Origin of the sequence: Streptomyces niveus, assembly GCF_001723055.1 — a bacterium.
GTDB lineage: Bacteria > Actinomycetota > Actinomycetes > Streptomycetales > Streptomycetaceae > Streptomyces > Streptomyces niveus.
The window spans coordinates 1-23,300 of the sequence record NZ_MDCR01000076.1 but is presented as its reverse complement, the minus strand read 5'-3'; the positions used below and the strand labels follow the sequence as shown (position 1 = coordinate 23,300).

Annotated in this window: 12 protein-coding genes; 5 read left to right on the top strand and 7 right to left on the bottom strand. The window is 72.2% G+C overall.

Annotated features, from left to right (window positions below; all coding sequences use genetic code 11):
- Positions 1–17 precede the first annotated feature (17 nt).
- Positions 18–7,178 carry a non-ribosomal peptide synthetase gene (locus tag BHU15_RS10990; RefSeq protein WP_069627019.1) on the bottom strand — a complete coding sequence of 2,387 codons (7,161 nt, stop codon included), beginning with the start codon at positions 7,176–7,178 and terminating at the stop codon, positions 18–20.
- A 138-nt stretch (positions 7,179–7,316) separates the two neighbouring features.
- Here BHU15_RS10990 and BHU15_RS10985 point away from each other — a divergent pair, with 138 nt between their 5' ends.
- Entirely contained in the window at positions 7,317–9,623 is a 2,307-nt protein-coding gene (locus tag BHU15_RS10985; RefSeq protein WP_069627018.1) for a M20/M25/M40 family metallo-hydrolase, read from the top strand.
- A 98-nt stretch (positions 9,624–9,721) separates the two neighbouring features.
- Entirely contained in the window at positions 9,722–10,480 is a 759-nt protein-coding gene (locus BHU15_RS10980; protein ID WP_069627017.1) for a sulfotransferase-like domain-containing protein, read from the top strand.
- On the opposite strand, the gene BHU15_RS10975 is transcribed toward BHU15_RS10980, so the two are convergent.
- Positions 10,467–12,014, bottom strand: a complete 1,548-nt coding sequence (locus tag BHU15_RS10975) for a non-ribosomal peptide synthetase (protein WP_069627016.1) — start codon at positions 12,012–12,014, stop codon at positions 10,467–10,469. The two genes, BHU15_RS10980 and BHU15_RS10975, sit on opposite strands and share 14 nt — an antisense overlap.
- Positions 12,015–12,204: 190 nt before the next feature.
- On the opposite strand from BHU15_RS10975, the gene gntD reads away from it, so the two are divergent.
- The 3 genes from gntD to BHU15_RS10960 are packed head-to-tail and all read left to right on the top strand — an operon-like array spanning position 12,205 to position 15,016.
- Complete coding sequence (gene gntD, locus BHU15_RS10970) at positions 12,205–13,275, top strand: guanitoxin biosynthesis L-enduracididine beta-hydroxylase GntD (protein ID WP_023538920.1); 1,071 nt, start codon at positions 12,205–12,207, stop codon at positions 13,273–13,275.
- Between the two features lie 44 nt (positions 13,276–13,319).
- Complete coding sequence (locus BHU15_RS10965) at positions 13,320–13,763, top strand: VOC family protein (protein WP_023538921.1); 444 nt, start codon at positions 13,320–13,322, stop codon at positions 13,761–13,763.
- Positions 13,760–15,016: an MFS transporter gene (locus BHU15_RS10960; protein WP_069627015.1), complete on the top strand. Its 1,257-nt coding sequence runs from the start codon at positions 13,760–13,762 to the stop codon at positions 15,014–15,016. Before BHU15_RS10965 ends, BHU15_RS10960 begins: the two co-directional genes overlap by 4 nt.
- A 40-nt stretch (positions 15,017–15,056) precedes the next feature.
- Here the strand turns inward: BHU15_RS10960 and BHU15_RS10955 are convergent, their stop codons facing one another.
- From BHU15_RS10955 to BHU15_RS10935, 5 genes are all read right to left on the bottom strand, one after another.
- Positions 15,057–16,682, bottom strand: a complete 1,626-nt coding sequence (locus BHU15_RS10955; RefSeq protein ID WP_069627014.1) for a condensation domain-containing protein — start codon at positions 16,680–16,682, stop codon at positions 15,057–15,059.
- An 11-nt stretch (positions 16,683–16,693) separates the two neighbouring features.
- Positions 16,694–18,034 (bottom strand): M20/M25/M40 family metallo-hydrolase, encoded by a 1,341-nt coding sequence (locus BHU15_RS10950; protein WP_069627013.1) that lies wholly within the window; start codon positions 18,032–18,034, stop codon positions 16,694–16,696.
- 4 nt (positions 18,035–18,038) lie between these two features.
- Positions 18,039–19,121: an acyl-CoA dehydrogenase family protein gene (locus tag BHU15_RS10945; protein ID WP_069627012.1), complete on the bottom strand. Its 1,083-nt coding sequence runs from the start codon at positions 19,119–19,121 to the stop codon at positions 18,039–18,041.
- Entirely contained in the window at positions 19,118–20,275 is a 1,158-nt protein-coding gene (locus tag BHU15_RS10940) for an acyl-CoA dehydrogenase family protein (RefSeq protein ID WP_079128064.1), read from the bottom strand. Before BHU15_RS10940 ends, BHU15_RS10945 begins: the two co-directional genes overlap by 4 nt.
- On the bottom strand, positions 20,272–23,300 hold a 3,029-nt coding region (locus BHU15_RS10935; protein ID WP_141726797.1), incomplete at its 5' end, for a non-ribosomal peptide synthetase. The genes BHU15_RS10940 and BHU15_RS10935, both read right to left, overlap by 4 nt.

Sequence of the window (23,300 nt, the reverse complement as noted above, 5' to 3'; positions counted from 1 at the left end):
TGGCGACAGTCCGCGCGTCATCGCGCGAGCCGCGCCGCGAGCAGCGGTCCCATCTCGGCCAGCGGTTCGGGACGGACCATCGCGCCGTGTGCCGCGTCGATCGGACGCACCTCAAGCCGGCCCGTCACGAACGGCTGCCAGGACTCGGGCTCCGGCGCACCGGGGAACCGGTCCGCCATGGCCTCGAAGAAGAGCACATCGCCGTCCAGCTTCTTCGGCTCGTACGTGTGTTGAAGCCCCGCGTTCGTGGCGAACGCGCGGGCCATGGCCGTCGCCCCGTCCTGTCCGAAGTCCTCGGCCATGCGCTCGGCGGTGCCGTAGCCGAGCGAGACGGCGGCCTCCGTGAGGAGTCGCGGGTCGTCCAGGGACGGCGCCCGGTCGCCGGGGGCGAACGGGTAGCTGTCCAGGAGGGTGAGGGAGCCGACCTCCTGCCCCTCCTCCTGGAGTTGACAGGCCATCAGATGCGCGACCATTCCGCCGAACGACCAGCCCAGCAGGTGGTAGGGACCCTCGGGACACACCTCGCGGATCTCCTTGCGGTACTCCTCGGCCACCTCGGCGACGGACGTCGGCCGGTAGTCCCGGTCCCCCAGGGCGCGTGACTGGAGCGCGTACACCGGTCGCTCCGGCTCCAGATGGCGCAGCAGCCCCACATACCCCCAGCTGACGCCGGCGGCGGGATGCACGCAGAACAGCGGGGGCAGGTCGCCGCCCTCCCGCAGCCTCAGCAGTACGGGGAAGCCGTCCGGCTCCCGGCTGCGGGAACTCGCGGCGAGCCCGGCGACGGTCGACGTCTCGAAGACGGCGCGCACGCTCAGCTCCAGGCCGAGCTCCCGCTGGGCGCGGGCGACGAGTCGGGCGGCGAGCAGTGAATGGCCGCCCAGGGTGAAGAAGTCGTCGTCGACGCCGACCTCCGGGATGCCGAGCACCTCGGAGACGAGCCCGCACAGGGCGCGCTCCGTGGCGTTGCGGGGCGGGCGCCCCACCACGGTGAAGGAGGGTGCGGGCAGCGCCGCGCGGTCGAGCTTGCCGTTCGGGGTCAGGGGCAGCCGCTCCACGGTCACCAGCACCCCGGGCACCATGTGGTCCGGCAGGCTGCCCCGGATTCCGGAGCGCAGCGCCTCCAGGTCCGGTTCCGCTCCCCGGGCGGGGACGACGTACCCGACGAGTTGTCCGTCGCCCTCGGGCGAGCGGCGCACCACGACGGCCGCCTCGGCGACGGCCGGATCGCCGCACAGGGCGGCCTCGACCTCGCCGGGCTCGATCCGGAATCCGCGCAGCTTGAGCTGGCCGTCGGCGCGGCCCTGGTAGTGCAGCGCGCCGTCCCGGCCCCAGCGGACGATGTCGCCCGTGTCGTACATGCGGGTTCCCGGTGGGCCGTACGGGTCGGGCAGGAAGCGGTCGGCGGTGAGCCCCGGCCGGTTCAGATAGCCGCTCGCCACCCCGGCGCCCGCCACGTACAGCCTGCCGGGCACTCCGGCCGGGGCCGGGCGCAGCGCCGCGTCGAGGACGTACAGGGAGGTGTTCCAGGCCGCGGTGCCGATGGGGACGGGCCCGTCGGCGGGCTCGGCGCCGGGCGCCACGGTGTGCAGCGTGCAGCCGACCGTCGTCTCGGTGGGCCCGTATTCGTTGAAGACGGTGATCCGGGGGTCGGCCGCTCGGCGGTGACGCAGCGCCGCGCCCGTCAGCTGCTCGCCCCCGGCCACCAGGCTCGCGCCGGGGTTGAGGAAGGAGGGCAGTGTTTCCAGCACCGCGAGATGACTGGGCGTCACCTTCAGGAAGTCGATGCCCTGTCCGGGGTCGGCGGCGGCCTCTTCCAAGGAGGCGACCCGGACGCAGCCGCCGGCCAGGAGGGGGCCGAACAGTGTGGTGATCGTGAGGTCGAAGGAGACCGGCGAGTGCAGCAGTGCCCGACCGCTCAGTCCGGGGTAGTGCGCGCGGGCCCAGTGGAGGTAGTCCGTGACGGAGCGGTCGGCCACGACGACGCCCTTGGGGCGGCCGGTGGAGCCTGAGGTGTAGATGACGTACGCGGGATCGTCCGGGCTCGGCGCCACCGGGGGCGTGACCGGTGTGTCCGCCTCCTCTGCGGCGTCCCGCGGCAGCAGCCGTTCGACACCTTCGGGCAGCGGCACCGCGCAGTCGGCGGTGGTCAGGACGCAGACGGGGTCGGCGTCCTTAAGTACGTCGTGGATCCGTGCCGTTGGGTGGTCGGGCTCCAGGGGGACGAAGCCAGCGCCCGTCTTCAGTACCGCGCAGACGGCGGTGACCAACTCGGCCGAGCGCGGCATCAGTACGGCGACGAGCCGCCCCGGTCCGGCGCCCCGGCGCACCAGCGCGTGGGCCAGCCGGTTGGCCGCGGCGTCCAGGGCGCGGTGGTCGAGTGCGGTGTCGCCGTCGCTGACAGCGGGCGCGTCGGGTGTACGGCGGGACTGCGCCTCGATGAGGTCCGCCAGCCGCAGCGGTGGCCCGGTCCGCGTCTCTACGGGCCCGCGTCCCGCTGCCCGCAGATAGTCCTCCTCGCCCGCCTCCAGCAGGGGCGCCGCGCCGATCCGCCGTGTCGGGTCGTCGGCGACGGCGCGCAGGAGCCGTGTGAAGCGACGGCCCAGTGCCTGGGCGGTGGCCAGGTCGAAGAGGTCGGCGGCGCTGTCGAGCACCCCGCTGATCCCGGCGGGCCGGCCGTGGGCGTCCTGATTCTCGGAGAGGGAGAGGGTCAGGTCGTACTTGGTGGTGGTGGAGCCGACCGGTTCCACCACGGCGTCGAGCCCGGGGAAGGTGAGGTCGGGCTGTTCGTTGTTGTCGAGCGCCAGGCTCACCTGGAACAGCGGGTGCCTGGCCAGCGAGCGGGCCGGCTTGAGCTCCTCCACGAGCCGTTCGAACGGCAGGGCCTGGTGCGCGTACGCCGCCAGGTCGGCGCGGCGCACCCGGGCCAGCAGCTCGTCGAAGCCCGGGTCGCCCGAGGTGTCGGTCCGCAGCACCAGGGTGTTGACGAAGAAACCCACCAGGTCGTCCAGCGACTCGTCGGTCCGGCCGGCGACCGGGGTGCCGATCGGAATGTCGTCCCCTGCCCCCAGCCTGGTGAGGAGTGCGGCGAACGCGGCCTGGAGGACCATGAAGAGGGTCACCTCGTGGGTGCGCGCCAACTCCAGCAGGCTCGTGTGCAGTTCCGCGTCCAGGGTCAGTTCGATCGGCTGGCCCCGGTGGGTCGCGGCGGCCGGACGCGTCCGGTCGGCGGGCAGGGGCACTTCCTCCGGCAGCGCGGCCAGGGTGTCGGTCCAGAAGGCGAGTTCGGCCGCGGCGACGCTGTCCGTGTCCTCGTCGGCGCCCAGGTGGGAGTGCTGCCACCGGGCGTAGTCCGCGTACTGCACGGGCAACGGGGCCCAGTCAGGGGCCTGTCCCGCCGTGCGCGCGCCGTAGGCCGTGGAGAGGTCGCGGGCGAGCGGGACCGTCGACCAGGCGTCGGCCGCGGCGTGGTGGACGACCACGAGCAGGACGTGCTCGGTGGGCCCGACCTCGTACAGACGGGCGCGCAGCGGCAGGTCCGTACTGAGGTCGAAGCCGGCCGCGACGGCGTCCGCGAGGACGTCGGGCAACTGCTCATCGGGGACGGCCCGGACCGGCAGCGCGCCGTCGAACTCGGCACGCTGCTGGCGCGGTTCGCCGTCGACGACGGCCAGGACGGTGTGCAGCACATGATGCCGCTCGACGACGTCGGTCAGGGCGGCGCGCAGCGCCTCCCGGTCGAGCGGCCCGCGCAGCCGCAGGGCGAGGGGCAGGTTGTACGCGGAGCTGTCCGGGTCGAGCCGGTTGACCACCCACAGGCGGCGCTGGCCGTACGACAGGGGGGCGTGGTCGGTGTCCTCGGTGCGGCGCAGCCGCTGCCGGGCGCCTCCGGCGGCGTCGATGCGGGTCAGCAGCCCGGCCGGGGTGGGCGCCTCGAACAGGGCGCCCACCGGCAGTTCCACGTCGAAGGCCGCCCGAACCTTGCTGATCAGTCGGGTGGCGAGCAGGGAGTGGCCGCCCAGGGCGAAGAAGTCGTCGTCGAGCCCGACCCGTGTCAGGCCGAGCAGGCTCTCGTACACCTCGCACAGCAGCCGTTCCCGTTCGGTGCCGGGCGGCCGGGAACCGGCGTCGGCACCGAAGTCGGGGGCGGGCAGCGCCTGGTGGTCGAGCTTGCCGTTCGCCGTCAGGGGCAGCGTGTCCACCGGTACGACGGCGGCGGGCACCATGTGGGAGGGCAGCGTTCCCATCAGATGGGCGCGCAGGGCGGGGGCTCCCGGCGGCTCGGCGCCGGGCTCCGGTACGACGTAGGCGACGAGTTGTTCGCCGTTCTCCCCTGTGTGGGGGATGACGGCGGCCAGGGCGACCTCGGGGTGGGCGGTCAGCGCGGCCTCGATCTCGCCCGGTTCGACCCGGAATCCACGGATCTTCACCTGACTGTCGGCCCGGCCGAGGAATTCGAGTTGCCCGTCCTCGCGCCTGCGGGCGCGGTCACCGGTGCGGTACATGCGGGCGCCGGGCGGGCCGAAGGGGTCGGGAAGGAAGCGGTCCGCCGTCAGGGCCGGGGCGTTGAGGTAGCCGCCGGCGACACAGTGGCCGGCGAGGAACAGTTCACCGGGCACGCCGATGGGGACCTGTCGCAGCCCCGCGTCCAGGACATGAGCGGCGACGTTCCCGATGGGGCTACCGATGGTGGGAGTCGGCGACTGGGCGAAGTCGGCCATCGTGGCGAGTACGGTGCCCTCGGTCGGCCCGTACAGGTTGTACGCGCTCAGCCCCTCCGTCTCCCGCAGCCGCCGCCACATGGCGGGGCTGATCTGCTCGCCGCCGAAGGCGAGGACCGAGGGGATGTGTTCCGGGTCGTCCAGGAGTCCGGCGGCGAGGAGTTGCTCCGCGAAGGACGGCGTGGCGACGATCGCGTCGAGGCGGTGGCGGATCATCAGCCGCGCGGTGGCGGTGGGGTCGCGCCGGGTCTCGTCGTCCGCGAGGTGCACGCTGTGTCCGCCGAACATCCACAGCAGCCCTTCCCAGGAGCCGTCGAAGGAGAGGGACAGCACGTGGCAGGTGCGCAGCGGGCGCCCGAGCGCCTCCTCGGCGGGGCGGTGGACGGTACGCCGCTGGTTCTCGAACAGGTTGAGCAGCCCGCGGTGTTCGACCAGGACACCCTTGGGGGTGCCGGTCGAACCGGAGGTGTAGAGCACGTACGCGGGGTGGGCGGGGCGCAGCGGCGCCGTGCGGTCGGCGTCCGTCGGCGCGGTGGCGGGCCGGGTGGCGAGGTCGGCGCGGGTCTCTTCGGCGTCCAGCACGATCCGCCCGCCGGCGGCCTCCGGAGGGGCGAGGGGCGCCGCGGCCGTGGTGGTCAGCACCAGCGCGGGGTCGGCGTCGGCCAGCAGACGGGCGATCCGGTCGGCCGGATACGCGGGGTCCAGTGGTACGTAGGCGGCGCCGGACTTCATGGTCGCGAGGACGCCGACCATGAAGTGCTCGTGACGGTGGGCCAGCAGCGCGACCCGCTGTCCGGGCCCGGCGCCGTGCGCGATCAGCAGGTGGGCCAGCCGGTTGGCGCGGGCGTCCAGTTCGCGGAAGGTCAGGTCGGTGTCCTGGTGGACCAGTGCCTGGGCGTCCGGTGTCGCCCCGACGGTCTCCTCCAGGACATCGAGCAGCGTGCGCGCGCCGTGGTCGTGGCGGGGGCCGCCGCTGTACAGCTCCAGTTGCGCCCGCTCGGCCGGGGGCAGCAGCTCCAGCTCGCTCAGCCTGCTGTCGGGCCGGCGGACGGCGGAGGTCAGGAACTGCCGGTAGTGGTCGAGCAGTCGGACCATGCGCGGGGCGTCGAACAGCTCGGCGGAGTACTCGGCGGTCAGCCGCATGCCGCCGCCCGGATGTTCGGCGAAGCCGACGCCGAGGTCGAACCGGGACGAGCCGAGATCGACGGGCAGCTCCTCCACGAGGACCTCGCCCAGCCGCGATCCGCTGCGGTCCGCGTCGGCCTGGTAGAGCGCGTGCTGGAACAGCGGGTTGCGGGAGGCGTCCCGTTCCCCGCCCAGTGCCTCGACGAGCTGGTCGAACGGGAGGTCCTGGTGCGAGTGGGCGTCGAGCACCGTCTCGTTCGTCCGGGCCAGCAGTTCCAGGAAGGTCGGATCGCCGGAGGTGTCGGCGCGCAGCACCACGGTGTTGGCGAAGTAGCCGATCAGGGACTCGATCTCGGGCCTGCTGCGGCCGGTGAAGATCGACCCGACGGGGATGTCGTGCTGGTCCGTCCAGCGGCTGAGCGTCGCCGCGAACCCGGCCAGCATCACGGGCAGGATCCGCGTCCCGGCACGCTCGGCCAGCGCGGCCAGCTCACGGCGTAGTTCCTCGGGCCAGTGGGCTTCCACCTGACCGCCCTGCCAGCCGCGTTCGACAGGGCGGGGCCGGTCGGTGGGGAAGTCCAGCGTCGGCAGCCCGGCCAGGCGCTCGCGCCAGTGGGCGAGGTCCGCCCGCGCCGCCCCGGCCGCGAAGCGCTCCCGCTGCCACACCGCGTAGTCGGCGCACTGCACCGGCAGCGTCGGCAGGTCGGGCCGCCGTCCGGCGCGTACGGCCTGGTAGCACTCGGCCAGTTCACGCATGAGGACGGGCACGGACCAGGAGTCGAGGACGATGTGGTGCATGGACAGCACCAGGACGTGGTCGTCGTCCGTGAACCGGGCGAGGGTGACCCGTAGCAGCGGTCCGGCGGCCAGGTCGAACGGCCGGGTCGCCACCTCGGCGGCCAGCGACAGGGCGCGCTCGCCCCTGTCGGCCAGGGGGACTTCGCCCAGCTCCAGGGTCTCCAGCGCGACGGGTCCCGCCGCGTCGACGACCTGCTCGGGGTCCCCGTCGCCGTCCTCCCCCACATACCGCGTGCGCAGCACCTCGTGCCGGGCGACGACGGTGTCCAGGGCGGACAACAGGGCCGCGCGGTCCAGCGGGCCGCGCAGCCGCATGGCGAGCGGGGTGTTGTAGAGGGCCAGTCCGGGTGCCAGCCTGTCCATGACCCACATACGCGACTGCGCGAAGGTCAGCGGCAGCCGGCGGTCCCGGCCGGCCGGCGGGATCGCGTCCTGGGCGGCGGACAGGGCCCGGCCGGCGCGCAGCTCCCGCAGGAGCTGTTCGCGCCTGGCAGGTTCCAGCGACGCCAGTCTGCGTCGCAGATCCTCGCGCATCCAGCCCCTCCCCGCATTTCGGTGGCTCACCGGTATCAGAGTGCGAAAAGGCAGGTCGCCGGGGGCAGTCGGGGATATGACCGACAACCGTGCGGGAGGCCGCGCCAGGAGCATGGCAGCAGGACCGAGGAGGGCACCTTGCTGACCAAGCTCATCCCGAAGACGACCAGGCTCAGCTCTCTGCTGCTGGTCGTGGCGCTCGGTGTCCTGGGCGCGCTCGCGCTGCTGCCGCTGCGCGGTCCGGCCCCGGTCGCGGCTGACGCGTCCGCCCGCGAGTTCTCCGCCGAGCGGGCCCGGCCGGTGATCGAGAAGATCGCCACCGAGCCGCGGCCGATCGGCTCGGCGGCCGGTGACGCCGTCCGGGACCATCTCGTCGCGAAGTTCCGTGACCTCGGGCTCGAACCACAGGTGCGGTCGGCGACCGCGTCGGCCGCCGAGCCGGACCAGACGGCGGTGGTGGGGAGCGCGGAGAACATCCGGGCGACGATCCCCGGCACCGACGGCGAGGACCGGGTCCTGGTCGTCGCCCACTACGACTCCGTCTTCACCGGTCCGGGCGCGACGGACGACGGGATGGGCGTGGCAACGGTGCTGGAGGTGGCGCGGGCGCTCACGCAGGGCCCGGCGCCGCGCAACACCGTGGAGTTCCTCCTCACCGACGGCGAGGAGATCGGCTCGCTGGGCGCCCGGGGTTACACGGAGTCCGAGGACGCCGCCGATCCGCGGCACACGGTCGTGCTGAATCTGGAGGCGCGCGGCACGGACGGACGGGTGGTGATGTTCGAGTCCGGCGCGGACACCGCCGGTTATGTCCCGGCGCTCGCCGGCCGGCCGCCGTTCGCCACCTCCGTCTCCGACGAGATCTACGCGCTGCTGCCCAACGACACCGACTTCACGGTCTTCGAGGACTCCGGCTACACGGGCATGAACTTCGCCGTCGTCGGCGGCTCCGCCAACTACGACATGGAGCGCGACGATCTGGCCCACCAGCGGCCGGAGGTCCTTCAGGACATGGGCTCCACGGTCCTGGCCGCGACGCGCCGACTCGCCGGGCAGGAGCTGGACGTATCCGGCGGCGGTGACCTGACCTGGTTCACCCTCTTCGGACTGCTGGCGCGTTACCCGGTGTGGCTGGGTACGGCGCTCGCCGTCGTCGCCGCGGCCGGCAGCGCGGCGGCGGTGTGGTGGGCCCGCCGGCGGGGCGCGATACGCGGCCTGGCCCTGGCCGCCGCGACACTTCCCCTGCCGCTCCTGGCCTCCGGGGTGGTGGGCTTCCTCGGCTGGGAGCTGCTGGTGCTGATCCGGCCGCACTACGCCGACTTCCTCTTCGGGGACCCCTACCGGCCTGGCCCGGCCGTCGCCGGGCTGCTGGTGCTGACCGCGGTCGTCTGTGTGTCCTGGCTGGTGTGGATGCGGCGCGGCCGGGACGCCATGACGATCGCCGCCGCGGTGCTGTGCTGGTCGGCGGCGCTGACCTTGCTGACGGCCGTCTTCGTGCCGGGCGCCGGCTATCTGTTCCTGTGGCCCACCCTCTTCGGGGCGGCGGGGCTGGCCTGCGCGGTCCGGCTGGCGGAGGGTTCCGTCGGGCTGCCGTGGGCGCTGGCCGCGGGGGCGGTACCGGGCGTGGTGCTGTTCACGCCGCTGCTGGCCGTGCTGTTCCCGACGGCCGGACTCGCCTTCTCCGGTGCGGTGCTGGTGTTCGTCGCCCTGATGCTGCTGCCGGCGCTGCCGGGGCTGCTGCCCCTGCCGGTGCGCCGTTCGGTGCCGGTGGCGCTGGTGACGAGCGCGCTGCTCGGCTGCCTTCTGATGGGCGGCGGCGCGGCCGTGGACGGTGTGGACGAGCGGCACCCCGCGCAGGCGGACCTGATGTACGTGCACGACGCGGACACCGGCGAGAACAGCTGGTACGCGGGGGCGGGCTCCGACAACGACTGGGTCGGGCGCCATGTGCGCGGTGAACGGACCGAGGTGGCGGGCAAGGTGCCCGCGCTCGCGCAGCCCGGCGGCTACCGGAAGGGTCCTGCGCGGGCCGGGAAGACGCCCGTACCGGTGGTGGGCGTCGAGGACGGCGCGAACAGCGGTGGGGTGCGCGAGGTCCGTCTGCGGCTGAGCTCCGAGGGCCCCGCGGCCACCGGGATGTCGCTGTACGCCGCCCCCGGCGCCGCGAAGTTGCTCGACGTCACGGTCAACGGCGAGAAGGTGCCCGGCCGTTCGAATCGCCCCGGCGAGTCGCGCTGGACGTGGGGCTGCCATCTGGTCGCGCCCTCGGACGGCGCGTTCGAGGTGGTGCTGCGGATCCGGGGTACGGAGAAGCTGCCGCTGCGGGTGTTCGCGTACGCCGCCGACGCCCCCGCCGACGCGTTCGTCGCCCCCCGTCCGAAGGACCTGGTGTGGACGCCTTCGGGATTCGGGCACGCCGCCGGTATGCGCGGTGTCGAGGTCTGACGCAACGACGAACAACCGGAACGCTGAACCACCCAACCGGTGCACAACTGAACCGCCGAATCACCGAACCACGAGCCTAGGTACGAAGGAGACGCGACGTGAGCGAAGTCGACAGCGACGGCAGCAACGGCGGTGCCGGTCCCCGAGTGATCGCCCTGTGGAGCGCGCCCCGGTCCCGGTCGACCGCGTTCTTCCGGTCGGCGGTGGAGCGCGGGGATCTGACGGGGCTCCACGAGCCGTTCTGCAATCTCAGGGACTTCGGCGAGACGACGGTGGGCGGTGAGACCGTGCGCTCGACGAAGGCACTGATCGCCGCCATCCGCGAACTCCCCGGCCGGCAGCGGGTGTTCCTTAAAGAGACGACGGACTACCGCTACCCCGAGGTCGAGGCGGACAAGGACTTCCTGCGCGAGGTCCGGCACACCTTCCTGATCCGCCGCCCGGCGGAGGTCGCCGCCTCCTTCTACGCGCTGAAGCCGGACATGTCCCGCGAGCACATCGGCCTGGAGTACATGCACGAGCTGTACGACACGGCCGTGGCGACAGGGCAGCGACCGGTCGTCCTGGACTCCGACGACCTCGTCAACCACCCGGCCGAGATCATGGCCGCCTACTGGGCCGAGATGGGTCTGGAGCACCGTACGGAGGCACTGAGCTGGCAGCCGGGCAAGCGTGAGGAATGGGCCCGCTCGGACCGCTGGCACACCGACGTCAGCCGTAGCAGCGGCTTCACCAAGGCCGCCGCCACATACGAGGTCACCGTCGAGAACAACGCCACGCTGGCGGAGTTCGCGGCCCACCACGAGCCGTACTACCAGAGCCTGTACGCCAAGCGGCTCACCGTCACGCAGGGCTGACGAGGTCCCGCAGCTTGCGCCGGTCCACCTTGCCGTTGGCGGTGAGAGGAAGCTCCTCCACCGCCACGGTACGGGCCGGGATCATGTACGTCGGCAGATGCGGGCGGGCATGGGCCCTTACCTCCTCCGTGGTAGGGGAATCGCCGTCCACGACCAGGAAAGCGACCAGCGTGGGGTCCTCCCCGCTCCCGACCAGATCGACGACGGCCTCGCGGACGGCGGGGTGGCGGCGGAGCACGGCCTCGATCTCCCCCGGCTCGACCCGGTGGCCGTTGACCTTCAGCTGGGTGTCGACCCGGTCCAGGAACTCCAGATGCCCGTCCGGGCGCCGCCGTACCAGATCACCCGTGTGGTAGAGCCGCGCGCCGGGCGGCCCGTAGGGGTCGGGGACGAACCTCTCCGCGGTCAGCGCGGGCCGCCCGTGGTAGCCACGGGCCACGCCCACCCCGCCCATCAGCAGCTCGCCGGGCTCGCCCACCAGGACCGGGTTCCCCCGCTCGTCCACCACATGGGCCGTCAGGTTCTCGATCGGCCGGCCGATCGGCGGCAGCGCGTCCCCCATCCCCGGCGGGCACAGGTACTCGGTGGAGGTCACGGTGACCTCGGTGGGGCCGTAGGTGTTACGGACCTTCCGGTGCGGCGCCTGGAACCGGTCGGCCAGCTCCCCCGCGAGGGCCTCTCCCCCGATGTGCGCGGCCCGCAGGTCCGGCAGCCCCGCCGGATCCAGCAGCCGGGCCACGGCCGGCGGGATGTCCATGACGGTGACCTTCTCGTCCCGGATCAGCGCGGTGAGCGCCCGGGGGTCGAGCAGTGTCAGCCGCGATCCCTGAACGAGCGTCACCCCGTTGCACCAGGCGGCGAAGAAGTCGAAGACGCTCACGTCGAAGCTCGGGTTGGCGAACTGCAGGATGCGGTCCGGGGGCTCAAGCCGGTACTCCCGGCGGCAGTACTCGGCGAGGTTGACCACCGAACGGTGCTGCACCAGCGTGCCCTTGGGCAGTCCCGTCGTGCCGGAGGTGTACAGCAGGTAGGCCAGGTTGTCCGGGTGGACGGGAAAGCCCGGATCGTCCTCCGGCTGCGCCACCAGCGCGGCGGCTACGGAGGCGTCGTCCAGCCGGACGGGCAGCACGTCGTCGGGAAGCCTGTCGTACGCGTCCCCCGCCGTGACCACCACCTCGCAGGCGGCGTCGCGTACCAGATACTCCAGTCGGCTCCTCGGATGCAGGACGTCCATCGGCAGATAGCCCGCGCCCGCCTTGAGGATGCCGAGCAGGGCCACGGGCAGGTCGAGTCCGCGGTCCAGCAGCACGCCGACCACGCTCTCCCGCCCGACGCCCAGCCGGTTCAGATGGCGCGCCAACTGGTTGGCCCGCGCGTTCAGTTCGGCGTAGCTCAGCTGCCGGCCCTCGAAGCGGGAGGCGGCGAGCATGGGGCGTTCCTTGGCCCAGCGCTCGAAGACCTGGTGCACACACAGGTCGGCCACCTCGCCGTACTCCCGGACCGTGTCGTTCCAGCCGCCCTCGTGGTCGTACACAGCTCACCCCTCGCACACACCCGGTTGACGCGGTGATGGTGACAGGGCGCGGCCCGCGGCAGCCATCGGGAATCCTCCTGACTGTGTGTCCGCCACCGCCTCGCACATGCTCGGAATCAACATTGTCCGGCAACCCAAGAGATTGCGGGACCGGGGCGGGGAGGATGACGTGGGCGGTACCCAGGCTCGGATGGCCGAGGCAGCGTTGAGCGACCAGAACGGCATGCCCTATCTGCGGCTGAGCACGGCGGAGCACATCGAGCTGCGCGCCTTGGCGGAGACCTTCGTCAAGGAACACGCGGTGGAGCGGCCGGAGACCTTCGAGGAGTTGCTGGGCGAGCTGGCGGTGTACGCGCACCGGCTGCCCGAGCGGCTCCGGGCTGTGCTGACCGAGTTCCGGCTCACCGGGCGACCGCACGGCGGTCTGGTGCTGACGAATCTGCCGGTGGACGAGACGGCTGTGGGAGCCACGCCGAGCGATTACACGGCGGTGCCCGGCGGTGCCGAGGTGACCACCGCGACGGCTGTGCTGCTGCTGATCGGCTCACTGCTGGGAGACCCGTTCTCCTATCTGTCGCAGCAGCGCGGCAAGTTGGTGCTCGACGTCTTCCCCATCGCGGGGCACGAGGAGCAGCAGCTCGGCTCCAGCTCCGCGTCACTGCTGGAGTGGCACAACGAGGACGCGTTCCACCCGCACCGGGCGGACTGGGTCATGCTGCTGTGTCTGCGCAACCCTGACGCGGTGCCGACGATGTTCGCGCCGGTGGTGGATCTGAAGGTGCCCGATGAGCAGCGGGAGGTGCTCTTCGAGGAGCGCTTCGTGATCCTGCCCGACGAGTCGCACACCGCGGCGTTCAACTCGGAGACCACCGGTTTCGACGCGAACAGCCGGCAGGCGGACGCGTTCGCGCGGATCCAGCGGATGAACCAGACTCCGGAGCGGATCTCGATCCTCAGTGGCGACCCTGACTCGCCTTACGTGCGTATCGACCCGGCCTTCATGCAACATGGCCTGGACGACCCCGCCGCGGAGCAGGCCCTGGAGGCGACCATCGAGGCGTTCACGGCGTGCATGAAGGACGTCGCGCTGACCACCGGTGAGCTGCTGATCATCGACAACAAGCGCGCGGTGCACGGTCGTCGTCCCTTCCAGGCCCGTTACGACGGGACCGACCGCTGGCTGCGACGGATCAACGTGAGCGCGGACCTGCGGAGTTCGTCCGGACGGCGTTTCGGCGCCCATGGACGTGCCCTGGTCTGAGCCGGTCACGGCCGTGCCGCCCCCCACCGACAAGGAGTTCGTACGTGCCCACCTTCATCCGGCACCTCACGATTGACTGCGCCCCTCCGTATCTGCCGCTGGAGGTGGCGACGTTCTGGAGTCAGGTTCTCGGTCTGCCGATCGACGAAGAGGACGAGCCGGACGACGACGAGAGCTGCGTGCTCACTCCGGAAGGCCATCCCGACCTGCTGTTCGTGCGGGTGCCGGAGGGCAAGACGGTCAAGAACCGGATCCACTTCGACCTCGCCCCTGAGCTTCCGCGGGACGAGGAGGTGGAGCGGCTGACGGCGCTCGGCGCGAAGATCGAGGACGACCGCCGCAAGCCGAACGGCCGTGGCTGGGTGGTCATGACCGACCCGGCGGGCAACGAGTTCTGCATCGAGGGCAACCCGGCGGAGTACGCGGCGGCCAAGGCGGCGTACGAGGCGGAGCAGGCGTCGAAACAGAAGGCCGCCGATCCGTCGTGACCATCGCCGCCAAGCCCGCGGGCAAGGAACGCAGCCTCGTACGCGATCGCGACTTCCAGCTGTTCTGGGGTGGCGATCTCGTCTCCCAGCTCGGTGCGGAGATGATGCTGTTCGCTCTCCCGCTGGTGATGGTGAGCACCCTGAACGCCTCCGGCACCCAGATCGGGTTGCTGGAGGCGTTCTACACGATCCCGTTCTTCGCCCTGCCGGTCTTCGTCGGGGTGTGGCAGGAGCGCAGGGCGCGGCGGCCGGTGATGATCGTGGCCGACCTCCTCCGGGGGGCGCTGGTGCTCACGATCCCGGTGGCCGCGCTCCTGGACCGGCTGTCGCTGGTGCAGATATACGTGGTCGCGACCCTGGTCGGCGCGCTGACGGTGGTCTACGACATCGCCGCGCGGTCCTATCTGCCGCGGTTCGTTCCCGACGCGTCGCTCGGCTCGGCCAACAGCAAGCTCACCACCGATCAGGCGGTGAGCGCGACGCTGGGTCCGGGTCTTGGCGGCTGGCTGGCCGGGATATCCAGCGCGGCCGGCGTGATCTTCCTCAACGCTTTGGGGTATTTCGTCTCCGCGCTCGCCCTGCTGCGGATGCGGCACCGGGAAGAGGCGCAGGAGCAGGATCCGGCCGAGTCGCGCAATCTCCGCCGTGAGCTGGTCGAGGGCTTCTCTGCCGTCTTCCGTAATCCTCCGGTGCGGGCCATCGCCCTCCACGCGGCCATCTACAACATGGGTGGCTCGCTGGTGAACGTCGGCTTCGTCGTCTACTTCGTCCGTGATCTGGGCATGAGCCAGTTCGCGTTCGGGATGGTGGGCGTGGTCGGCGGTGTCGGCGCGATCTGTGGCGCGCTCGGTATCCCGTTCCTCTTCGACCGGATCGGGTACGGGAAGGCGCTGCTGGTGGCGCTGTTCTTCGGCACCTGGGCCTACTTCCTTCTCCCGGCGTTCGCCGGGCCCGACTCGGCGGTGTATCTGGCGTCGGCCGCCGGCTTCTTCTTCGGCTTCGGCGGGTCCACGGCGGGCAGTGTGATCGCGGTGACGGTGCGCCAGAAGGTGACGCCCCCCGAGCTGCACGCGCGGATGAACGCCACCTACCGGCTGATCAGTTTCGGGTCCATTCCGTTCGGCGCGGTGATCGGCGGCGTCCTGGTGGACGGGATCGGCGCCCGCGAGACGCTGTGGCTGGCACCGTTCGTGCTGTTCGCGTCCGTGGTGCCGGTGGCCACCCGCACGATGTGGAAGCTCAAGCTCAACTGAGCTCACCTCACCGGACGGTCGATCTCACACCGCCGGACGGTCAGAGCAGTTCGGCCAGTTCGCGGATGGTGTGCTCGCCCAGCACGCGTTCCATGGGGAGTTCCACACCCTGCTCACGGGCCCGCATGACGACACGGACGGCACGCAGCGAGTTCCCCCCGGCTGCGTAGAACTCCTCGTGCACCCCGACCGTGTCCCGCTCCAGCACCTCGGTCCACAGCCGGGCCAGCATGATCTCCGTCGCCGACCGAGGGGTCCCCGTCTGGCCGGCCGGCCGCGTCGAGGTGACCGGTGCCGTCTCCGTCACCGCCTCCTCCTCCCGCGCGGCTGCGCGCTCGTCGGCCAACGGGCAGGGCAGCGCGGAGACCTTGATGCCGGGTGCCATGGCGGCCCCCCGCAGGACCGCGGTGACCGAGCGGGCCAGCAGGTCGGCAGTCTCCTGCGTGAAGAGGTCGGCCTGGAGCACGACGGCGCCGGTCAGTTCGTCCCCGTCGCCGTCCAGGTCGACGGTGATCTCGAAGTGGGCGCGCTCCTGGAGGAGTGTGGTCGGCTCGATGGTGACTCCCGCCGCCTCCGCCCGGTCCGGCAGCCAGGTGTTGTTGACGGCGAGCATCGTCTGGGTCAGGGGCGTACGACCGCTGCGCCGGGGCAGTTTGAGCGTCTCCACCAGCAACTCGAAGGGCACGTCGGCGTTCCCGTACGCGTCCACGCACCGGGCGCGCACCTGCCCCAGCACAGCGGTGAACTCCGGATCCGCCGAGAGGTCCACGCGTACGGGGACGGTGTTGACGAAGAACCCGACCAGGGACTCCAGTTCCTCCTGGCCGCGCCCCGCGAACGGCAGGCCGACCACCACGTCGGGGCTCCTGGTCCAGCGGGCGAGCACCACCGCGTACGCCGCCAGGGCCACCATGAACGGCGTGACGTCGCCGGTGTCGCCGGCGACCGCGCGCAGTTGGCGCACCATCGCGGCGGGCAGCCGCAGCGGTGCCTGTACGGTGCCGCGCTCGGGCGCGGCGGGCGGGACGCGGTCGGTGGGCAGGGCCGGCTGTGCGACACCGGCCAGTCGCTCACGCCAGTGGTCGAGCTGACCGTCCAGCTCTCCCGTGTCGAGGCGTTCCTTCTGCCAGGCGGCGAAGTCGGCGTACTGGACGGCGAGTTCGGGCAGGACGGTGGACAGGTCCGTACCCCGCACCGCCTCGGTGTAGAGCGCGGTCAGCTCCGCCAGGAGCACGCCCAGCGACCATCCGTCGGCGACCGCGTGGTGCACGACGACGGTGAAGAGGTGGTCGTCGGGCCCGGTACGTGTCAGCCGGCACCGTACGAGGGGCCCCCGGCCCAGGTCGAAGGGCACGGCGGCCAGTTCGCGCGCCTGTGCCAGGGCCAGTTCGTGACTGTCCGCCTCGTGCACGGGCAGCGCCAGCGGCTCCGCCTCCCGCACCACCTGTACGACCTCGGCGCCCTCCAGTTCCAGGACGCTGCGCAGCACCTCGTGCCGGGCCACCACCTCGCTCATCGCGGCGGTCAGCGCCGCCGTGTCGAGGGCGCCGCGCAGCCGGAGCCCGACCGCTTCGTTGTACAGCGGGGTGTCGGGGTCGATCTGCTCCAGCAGCCAGAGCCGCTGCTGGCCGTACGAGGCGGGCAGGACGTACAGGTCTTCGGTCATGGTGTCCTCGCTCAGCGGTAGTCGCGCAGCAACTCGGTCAGAAGCGACGTGCCGAACTCCAGGGCCTCGACGGGGATCCGCTCGTCGGCCGTGTGCAGGAGGGTGCGGTGCTCGGCCCCGGCGGGCAGGTTCATCGGCAGCCAGCCGTAGCAGCGGATGCCGAGACCGGCGAAGAATCCGGCGTCCGTGGCGGCCGGTGTCACCATCGGCAGCGGTACGGCGCCGGGGTCGGCCTTGCTGGTCAGCTCCGTCAGCAGGTCGTAGAAGCCGCCGAACATCGGCTCGGCGATGCGGTCCTGACGTACCGCAAGTCCTTGGACCAGCAGGTCCAGTTCGGCGTCGGGGCCGATCAGGGCACGGATCTCCGCCTCGAACTCCTCCCTGGTGTGGTCACCGGGCAGGATGCGGCCGTCCAGCTCGGCGCTCGCCTCGCCCGGCAGGACGTTGATCTTGTCGCCGGCGCGGATCACGGTGGGGTTCACGGTGTGCCGCAGGACCGAGTCGAGCTGGAGTGCCGCCGCCTGCGGGAGCCCGGTGGGAGGCGCGTCGGTGGGGTCGTCGCGCAGGGCGCGTACGGCGGTGGCCAGTTCCTCGGGGAGAGCCTGGGCGACGTCGGTCAGCATCCGCCGGGCGGCGGGCCCGAGATGGCGCGGGAGCCGCGCGCCGGAGAGCCGGGTGAGCAGCGTGCCGAGCTGTCCGGCGGCCATGCCGGGCGGGGAGAGGCGGGAGGCGTGCCCGCCGGGGCCGCGCACGGTGGCCCGGTACCAGCAGGCGCGCTTCTCGGCGACGACGACGGGGTGGATGCGCAGGCCCGCCAGGTCGAGCCCGGCGCCGCCCTCCTCACCGATGCCGTAGCGGATACCGCTGAACAGCTCGGGGTGTTCGGCGGTCAGCCAGCGGGCGCCGTTGATGCTGCCGTGTTCCTCGTCGGCGACCACGGCCAGGACGACGTCCCCGGCGGGTCGTTGACCGGACTCGTGGAGCCGGGTGAGGGCGGTCAGCATCATCGACAGGCCGCCCTTCATGTCGACGGCGCCGCGGCCCCACACCTCGCCGTCGATCAGTTCGGCGGCGAACGGCGGGTGCTGCCACCGCTGCCCTGTGACGGGGACGACATCGCTGTGGCCGTGCAGCAGCAGCGGTGGCGCGACGCCCCGTCCGGGGAAGCGGACGATGAGGTTGGCCCGGTCCGGGGTGCGGGCCAGGACCTTGACGTTCAGCTCGTCGCGGTGGGCGAGCCGCGCCGTGAGGTACTCGACGCAGGCGCGCTCGTTGCCCGGCGGATTGGTGGTGTCGATCCGGATGAGGTCCCGTAGCAGGGGCAGCGGATCCGTGGTGAGTCGTTCGGCCATCGTGTCAGTCCCCCAGGACGTGGTGGCGGGCGGCCAGCAGGGCGGCGACCTCGCGCCGCAGCGCCGTCGGGCTGCCGAGTGTCAGCGTGTCGACGGCGGCGCGGCGGTGGAACACGGAGATGTCCTGTTCCTCCGTCAGTCCGGCGGCGCCGTGCAGATGGACGGCCTCGGCCGTCACGTCCCGCGCCAGGTCGGCGGCGAGGAACAGGGCCTGGGCGGCGGTGGATCCGATGTCCTGTCCGGCGTCCCCGTCCCGCGCGACGGACCGTACGAAGCTCCGTACGACCGTGGCCTCGGCCGCCGCGGCGGCAAGCCGGTGGGCGAGTGCCTGGTGCTGGGCGAGCGGCCGGCCGAAGGCGCTGCGGCTCTTGACCCGTTCGACGGTCAACTCCAGTGCTCCGTGCACCAGTCCGGTGAGATAGCCCGCCTGGACGATCCGGGCGCGGGCCAGGGCGCGCCCGTACGAAGGGCCGTGGGGCAGCAGGCCGTCCGGGACGGGCTCCGCGCGCTCCAGCGTGACCCGGTGGAGGTCGCCGCGGCCGATGTCGTCGTGCCGCCGCAGGGTCAGGCCCGGGGCCCCGGCCGCCACCAGCGCGTGCTCGTGGTCACCGGCGACGAGCAGCAGGTCGACGTCGGGCGCGAAGGCGACGAACCGTCGGGTGCCGCTGACGCGGCCGTCGTGCGTCGTCAGGGGCGCCGGGCGGGACGGTTCGTCGGTGCCGTGTTCGCGGACGGCGACCGCGACGGTGCGCGTCCCTTCCGCGATCCGCTCCAGGAGGGTGTCGTGGCGGCCGTCGGCGGCGAGCAGTTCGGCCGCGAGGACGGTGTCCTGGAAGGGACTCTGGAACAGCGCCGGGCCCATCACCTCGGCGGTCGCCACGAGGCGGGCCAGTGCGTCGACGGGTCCGCCGAGCCGTACGGGCAGCAGCGCGCGCAGTTCGCCGAGGTCCGCGAGGGTGGCCCAGACCAGCTCCCGGGCGGCGGTGTCCGCCTCGCTGGGTGCTTCCTGCCCGGCGCCCTTGGGGCGGTCACCGAGGCGGCGCAGGACGGGGATCAGCTCGTCGTCGAAGAGTTCGGTGAGGCTCACAGCAGACCCAGTCCGTTGGTCGCGATCAGATAGAGCATGATCTCGGAGGTTCCGGAGGCCAGCCGGTGGGCCGGGCCGAGGCGCACGTTGGCCTCCAGCACCCCGTCCGCCGTCGCCTCGCCGTCCCAGGCGGTGAGCACGGAGCCCATGCCGTCGATCTCCTGGCCGGCCTGGAGGACGGGGCGGAACTGTTCGCCCGCGTACCACTTGGACATGGCCGAGGCCACGGGGTCGGGGGCACCGGCGGCCAGATTGTCGACCATCTGCCAGGCCATCGCGTGGCTGGCGCGCAGGCGCGCGTCCAGCTCCGCCAGTCGGACGCCGTGGACCGGGTCGGCCAGCCGTCCGGTCTCGGCCGCCCGTCTGATCACCAGGTCGAGCAGGCGGCGCGCCTTGCCGTGGAAGTCGATTCCGGTGCGTTCCAGTTGCAGCAGGTCGTTCAGGCTTCGCCAGCCGTCGTCGACCTCTCCGACGACGTCCGCCTCCGTGAGCCGTACGCCGTCGATCACGACGAGGTTGAAGCGGTCGTTCTGGACGCTGGGGACGGGCTCGACATGGACGCCCGGTGAGCGCAGCGGCAGCAGGAAGAGGGTGATGCCGTACATGCCGATCGCGCCGTCGCTGGTACGGGCGGCGCAGAGCGCGACATCCGCGAACTGCGACTTCATGTTGAAGACCTTGGTCCCGTACAGGCGCCAGCCGTCGCCGTCCGCCTCCGCCCTGGTGCGCAGCGCGGAGAGGTCGGAGCCGGCGTCCGGTTCGGTGAAGAGCACGCTGGCGGCCCGCTCGCCTCGGGCGAGCGCGGGCAGGTGCTGCTTCTTCTGGCGCTCCGTACCGGCGAGGAGGAGGAATTTGCCGACGATGTCGATGCTGAGTACGTGTACGTCGTCGGGGACCCCGGCCAGCGTCATCTCCTCGGTGACGACGGCGGCTTCGCGGGGGCTCAGGCCGAGCCCGCCGTACTCCCGGGGCCAGTCGGCGGCCAGCCAGCCGCGCTCCCCGAGGGCGCGGTAGACCTCCAGTCCGGCGGCCTCCTCGCCGGGCGCGTGGGCCGCCACCTCGGCGAGGGTGCGGCGGACGGTGTCGCCGGCGAAGAAGGCGTGCACCTCTTCACGGAAGGTGTCGATGCCGGTGACGGGCGGGGCCTGGGTCACGTCGTCTCCTCCAACTGGTCGAGCAGGGAGTCCAGTTCGTCGTCGGAGACGCCCGCGAGTTCGTCGGCCTCGATCAGCTCGGCCAGTTGGGCGATGGTGGAGCGTACGAAGAGCTGGCGCAGTTCCAGCTCGACGCCGAAGGCCGCGCGGATGCGGGAGGCGAGTTGGGTGACCTTGAGCGAGTTGCCGCCGACCGCGAAGAAGCTCGCGTGGATGTCGATCTCCAGCTCCGGGTCCAGCAGTTCGTGCCAGATCTCGGCGAGCTTGTGCTCGGTCTCCGTGGAGGGCGGGGCCGCCCGGTACGTCAGCGGGGCGCCCGGCTCCGGCAGCCTGGCCCGGTCCAGCTTGCCGCTGGCGGCCCGTGGCAGCTCGGGCAGGGCGACGAACTCGGCCGGTACGAGATGGGCCGGCAGCTTGTCGACGAGGTGGCCGCGCAGGGCCGCGCCGTCCGCCGCCGTGTCGGTCGTGGCGTAGTAGCACACCAGCCGTGCGGCGGTGCCGTCGCCGCGGGCGACGACGACCGATTCGGTGACGGCCGGGTGGGACTCGACGGCGTGCTCGATCTCGCCGGGCTCGATACGCAGGCCCCGGATCTTGATCTGGTTGTCCGCGCGGCCGAGGAAGGTGAGGTTCCCGTCCGGGGCGCGTACGACGAGGTCACCTGTCCGGTAGAGCCGCGCCCCCGGCGGGCCGAAGGGGTCGGGCAGGAAGCGCTCGGCGGTGGCCCCGGGACGGTGGGCGTAGCCGCGGGCCACGCCCACGCCGCCGACGAACAGTTCGCCGGGCACCCCGTCGGGCACCGCGTTGCCGTAGCGGTCCAGCACGTGCGCCGTGTAGTTGGCCATCGGCGTGCCGATCGGCGGCATGGTGTCGTACGGGCCGTCGGGGCACCGGTAGTCGATGCAGGCGATGGTGGCCTCGGTGGGGCCGTACCCGTTGTGGAACTCGCGGCCCTCGGTGTTCCAGCGGTTGACCAGTTCGCCGGGGAACGCCTCCAGGCCGACGAACAGGGCCCGCAGGTCGGGGAAGAGCCGCTCGTCGAGCTGGCCGAGCACGGCGGGCGGCAGGTCGGTGACGGTGACCCGCTCCTCCCGCATGAGGCGGGTCAGCTTCTCGGTGTCCCACAGCACGTCGGTGGGGGCGTGCACCAGTTGCGCACCGGCGCACAGCGAGCTGAAGAAGTCGAAGAGGGAGACGTCGTAGGCGGGATTGGCGAATTGCAGGACGCGGTCGCCCTCGCCCAGCCGGAACATGTCGATGGAGGCGCGGGTGAAGTTGACGACGGAGCGGTGCTCGACCTGGACGCCCTTGGGCTTGCCGGTGGAGCCCGAGGTGAAGATCAGATAGGCGAGGTTCTCCGGGCGGACCCCGAAGTGGGGGCGCTCGACGGGCCGTTCCTTGAGGGTCGGGTCGTCGACGCGGAGCGCGGTGACCCCGGCGGGCAGCTCCCCCGCGAGGTCTTCGGTGGTCACCACGACCGTGCAGCGCGCCTCGGTGAGCACGGTGGCCCAGCGCTCCGCCGGGTGGTCGGGGTCGAGCGGCAGATACGCGCCGCCCGCCTTGTGGATCCCGAGGAACGCCGTGGGCAGTTGGGGGCCCCGCCGCAGCAGCACAGCCACCACCGTCTCCGGGCCGACCCCCGCTTCGTGGAGCGCCCGGGCGAGCTGGTTGGCCCGCTCCTCCAGCTGCCGGTAGCTGAGGTGCTCTCCCAGGTAGGAGGTGGCGGGCGCGTCGGGCGCGCGGTCCACCACTGCCTCGAACATCTCGTGCAGACAGCCCTCCGGCACGGGACCGGGGTTGCCGCTGGACTCGACCAGCTTCCGCTGCTCGGCCGCGGTGAGCAGGGGCAGTTCGCTCACCCGCAGGCCGGGGTCGGCGACGACGGCCTCCAGGACGGCCGCGTAGTGCCCGAGGAGCCGTTCGACACGGTCGGCGTCGAACAGATCGGTGGAGTACTCGGCCCAGAGCCGGAGTCCTTCGGGGATCTCCGTGAGCTGTACGGCGAGGTCGAACCGGGCGGTGTCGCCCTCCATGGGATACGCGCCGACGTCGACGCCGGCGATGGTCGCGGACTCCACTCCGGAGTGCTGGAGGGTGAAGGAGGTCTGGAAGAGGGGGTTGCGGCTGGGGTCGCGCTCGGGGGCCAGTTCCTCCACCAACCGCCCGAAGGGCAGGCTCTGGTGGAGGTGGGCGCCCATGACGCGGTCGCTGGTCCGCTTGAGCAGTTCGAGGAAGGTGGGGTCGCCGGAGGTGTCGCAGCGCAGCACGACAGTGTTGGCGAAGAAGCCGATGAGCGGCTCGACCTCGCGGCGCTCACGGCCGGAGAAGACCGATCCGACGACCAGGTCCTCCTGCCCGGTCCAGCGGTCGAGCAGCGCGCCGAACGCCGCCAGGGTCACGGTGAGCAGCGTGACGTGCTCGGCGCGGGCCAGCTGGTTGAGGCCGTCGCGTACGGCGGGCGGGAGCAGCCGGTCCGTCTCCGCGCCCGCTCCGGTGGTGACGGCGGGGCGCGGCCGGTCGGCCGGCAGGTTCAGGGTGGGCAGCGCCGCCAACTGCTCCTTCCAGTACGCCAGGTGCTCGTCCAGCAGCGCCCCGGTCATCCGGCCGCGCTGCCACACCGCGTAGTCCGCGTACTGGACCTCCAGCGCCGGCAGCTCCGCCGGCCGGCCCGTGGTCTCGGCCTCGTAGAGATGCAGCAGTTCGCCCACGAGGATCGGCATGGACCAGCCGTCGCTGGCGATGTGGTGCAGCGCCAGGACGAGGATGTGCTCCCGCTCCCCGGTGCGGACCAGGTTGGCGCGCAGCACGGGGCCGCGCGCCAGGTCGAAGGGCTCCTGGGCGAGGCCGAGAACGAAACGCCGTACGTCGGGCTCGGGCACCCCGGTCAGGTCCGTCACGGGGACGGGCACGGGGCTGCCGGGCGGGGTGATGTCCTGGTAGGGGACGCCGTCGCGCTCGGGGTAGCGGGTGCGCAGGGTCTCGTGCCGGTCGGTCAGTGCGGTCAGCGCCCGGCTCAGGGCCGCGG

Coding starts and splice junctions, on each gene's coding strand:
- BHU15_RS10950 (WP_069627013.1), bottom strand. CDS start 18,034: ATGGCCGAACGACTCACCACGGATCCGCTGCCCCTGCTACGGGACCTC.
- BHU15_RS10955 (WP_069627014.1), bottom strand. CDS start 16,682: ATGACCGAAGACCTGTACGTCCTGCCCGCCTCGTACGGCCAGCAGCGG.
- BHU15_RS10990 (WP_069627019.1), bottom strand. CDS start 7,178: ATGCGCGAGGATCTGCGACGCAGACTGGCGTCGCTGGAACCTGCCAGG.
- gntD (WP_023538920.1), top strand. CDS start 12,205: ATGGCCGAGGCAGCGTTGAGCGACCAGAACGGCATGCCCTATCTGCGG.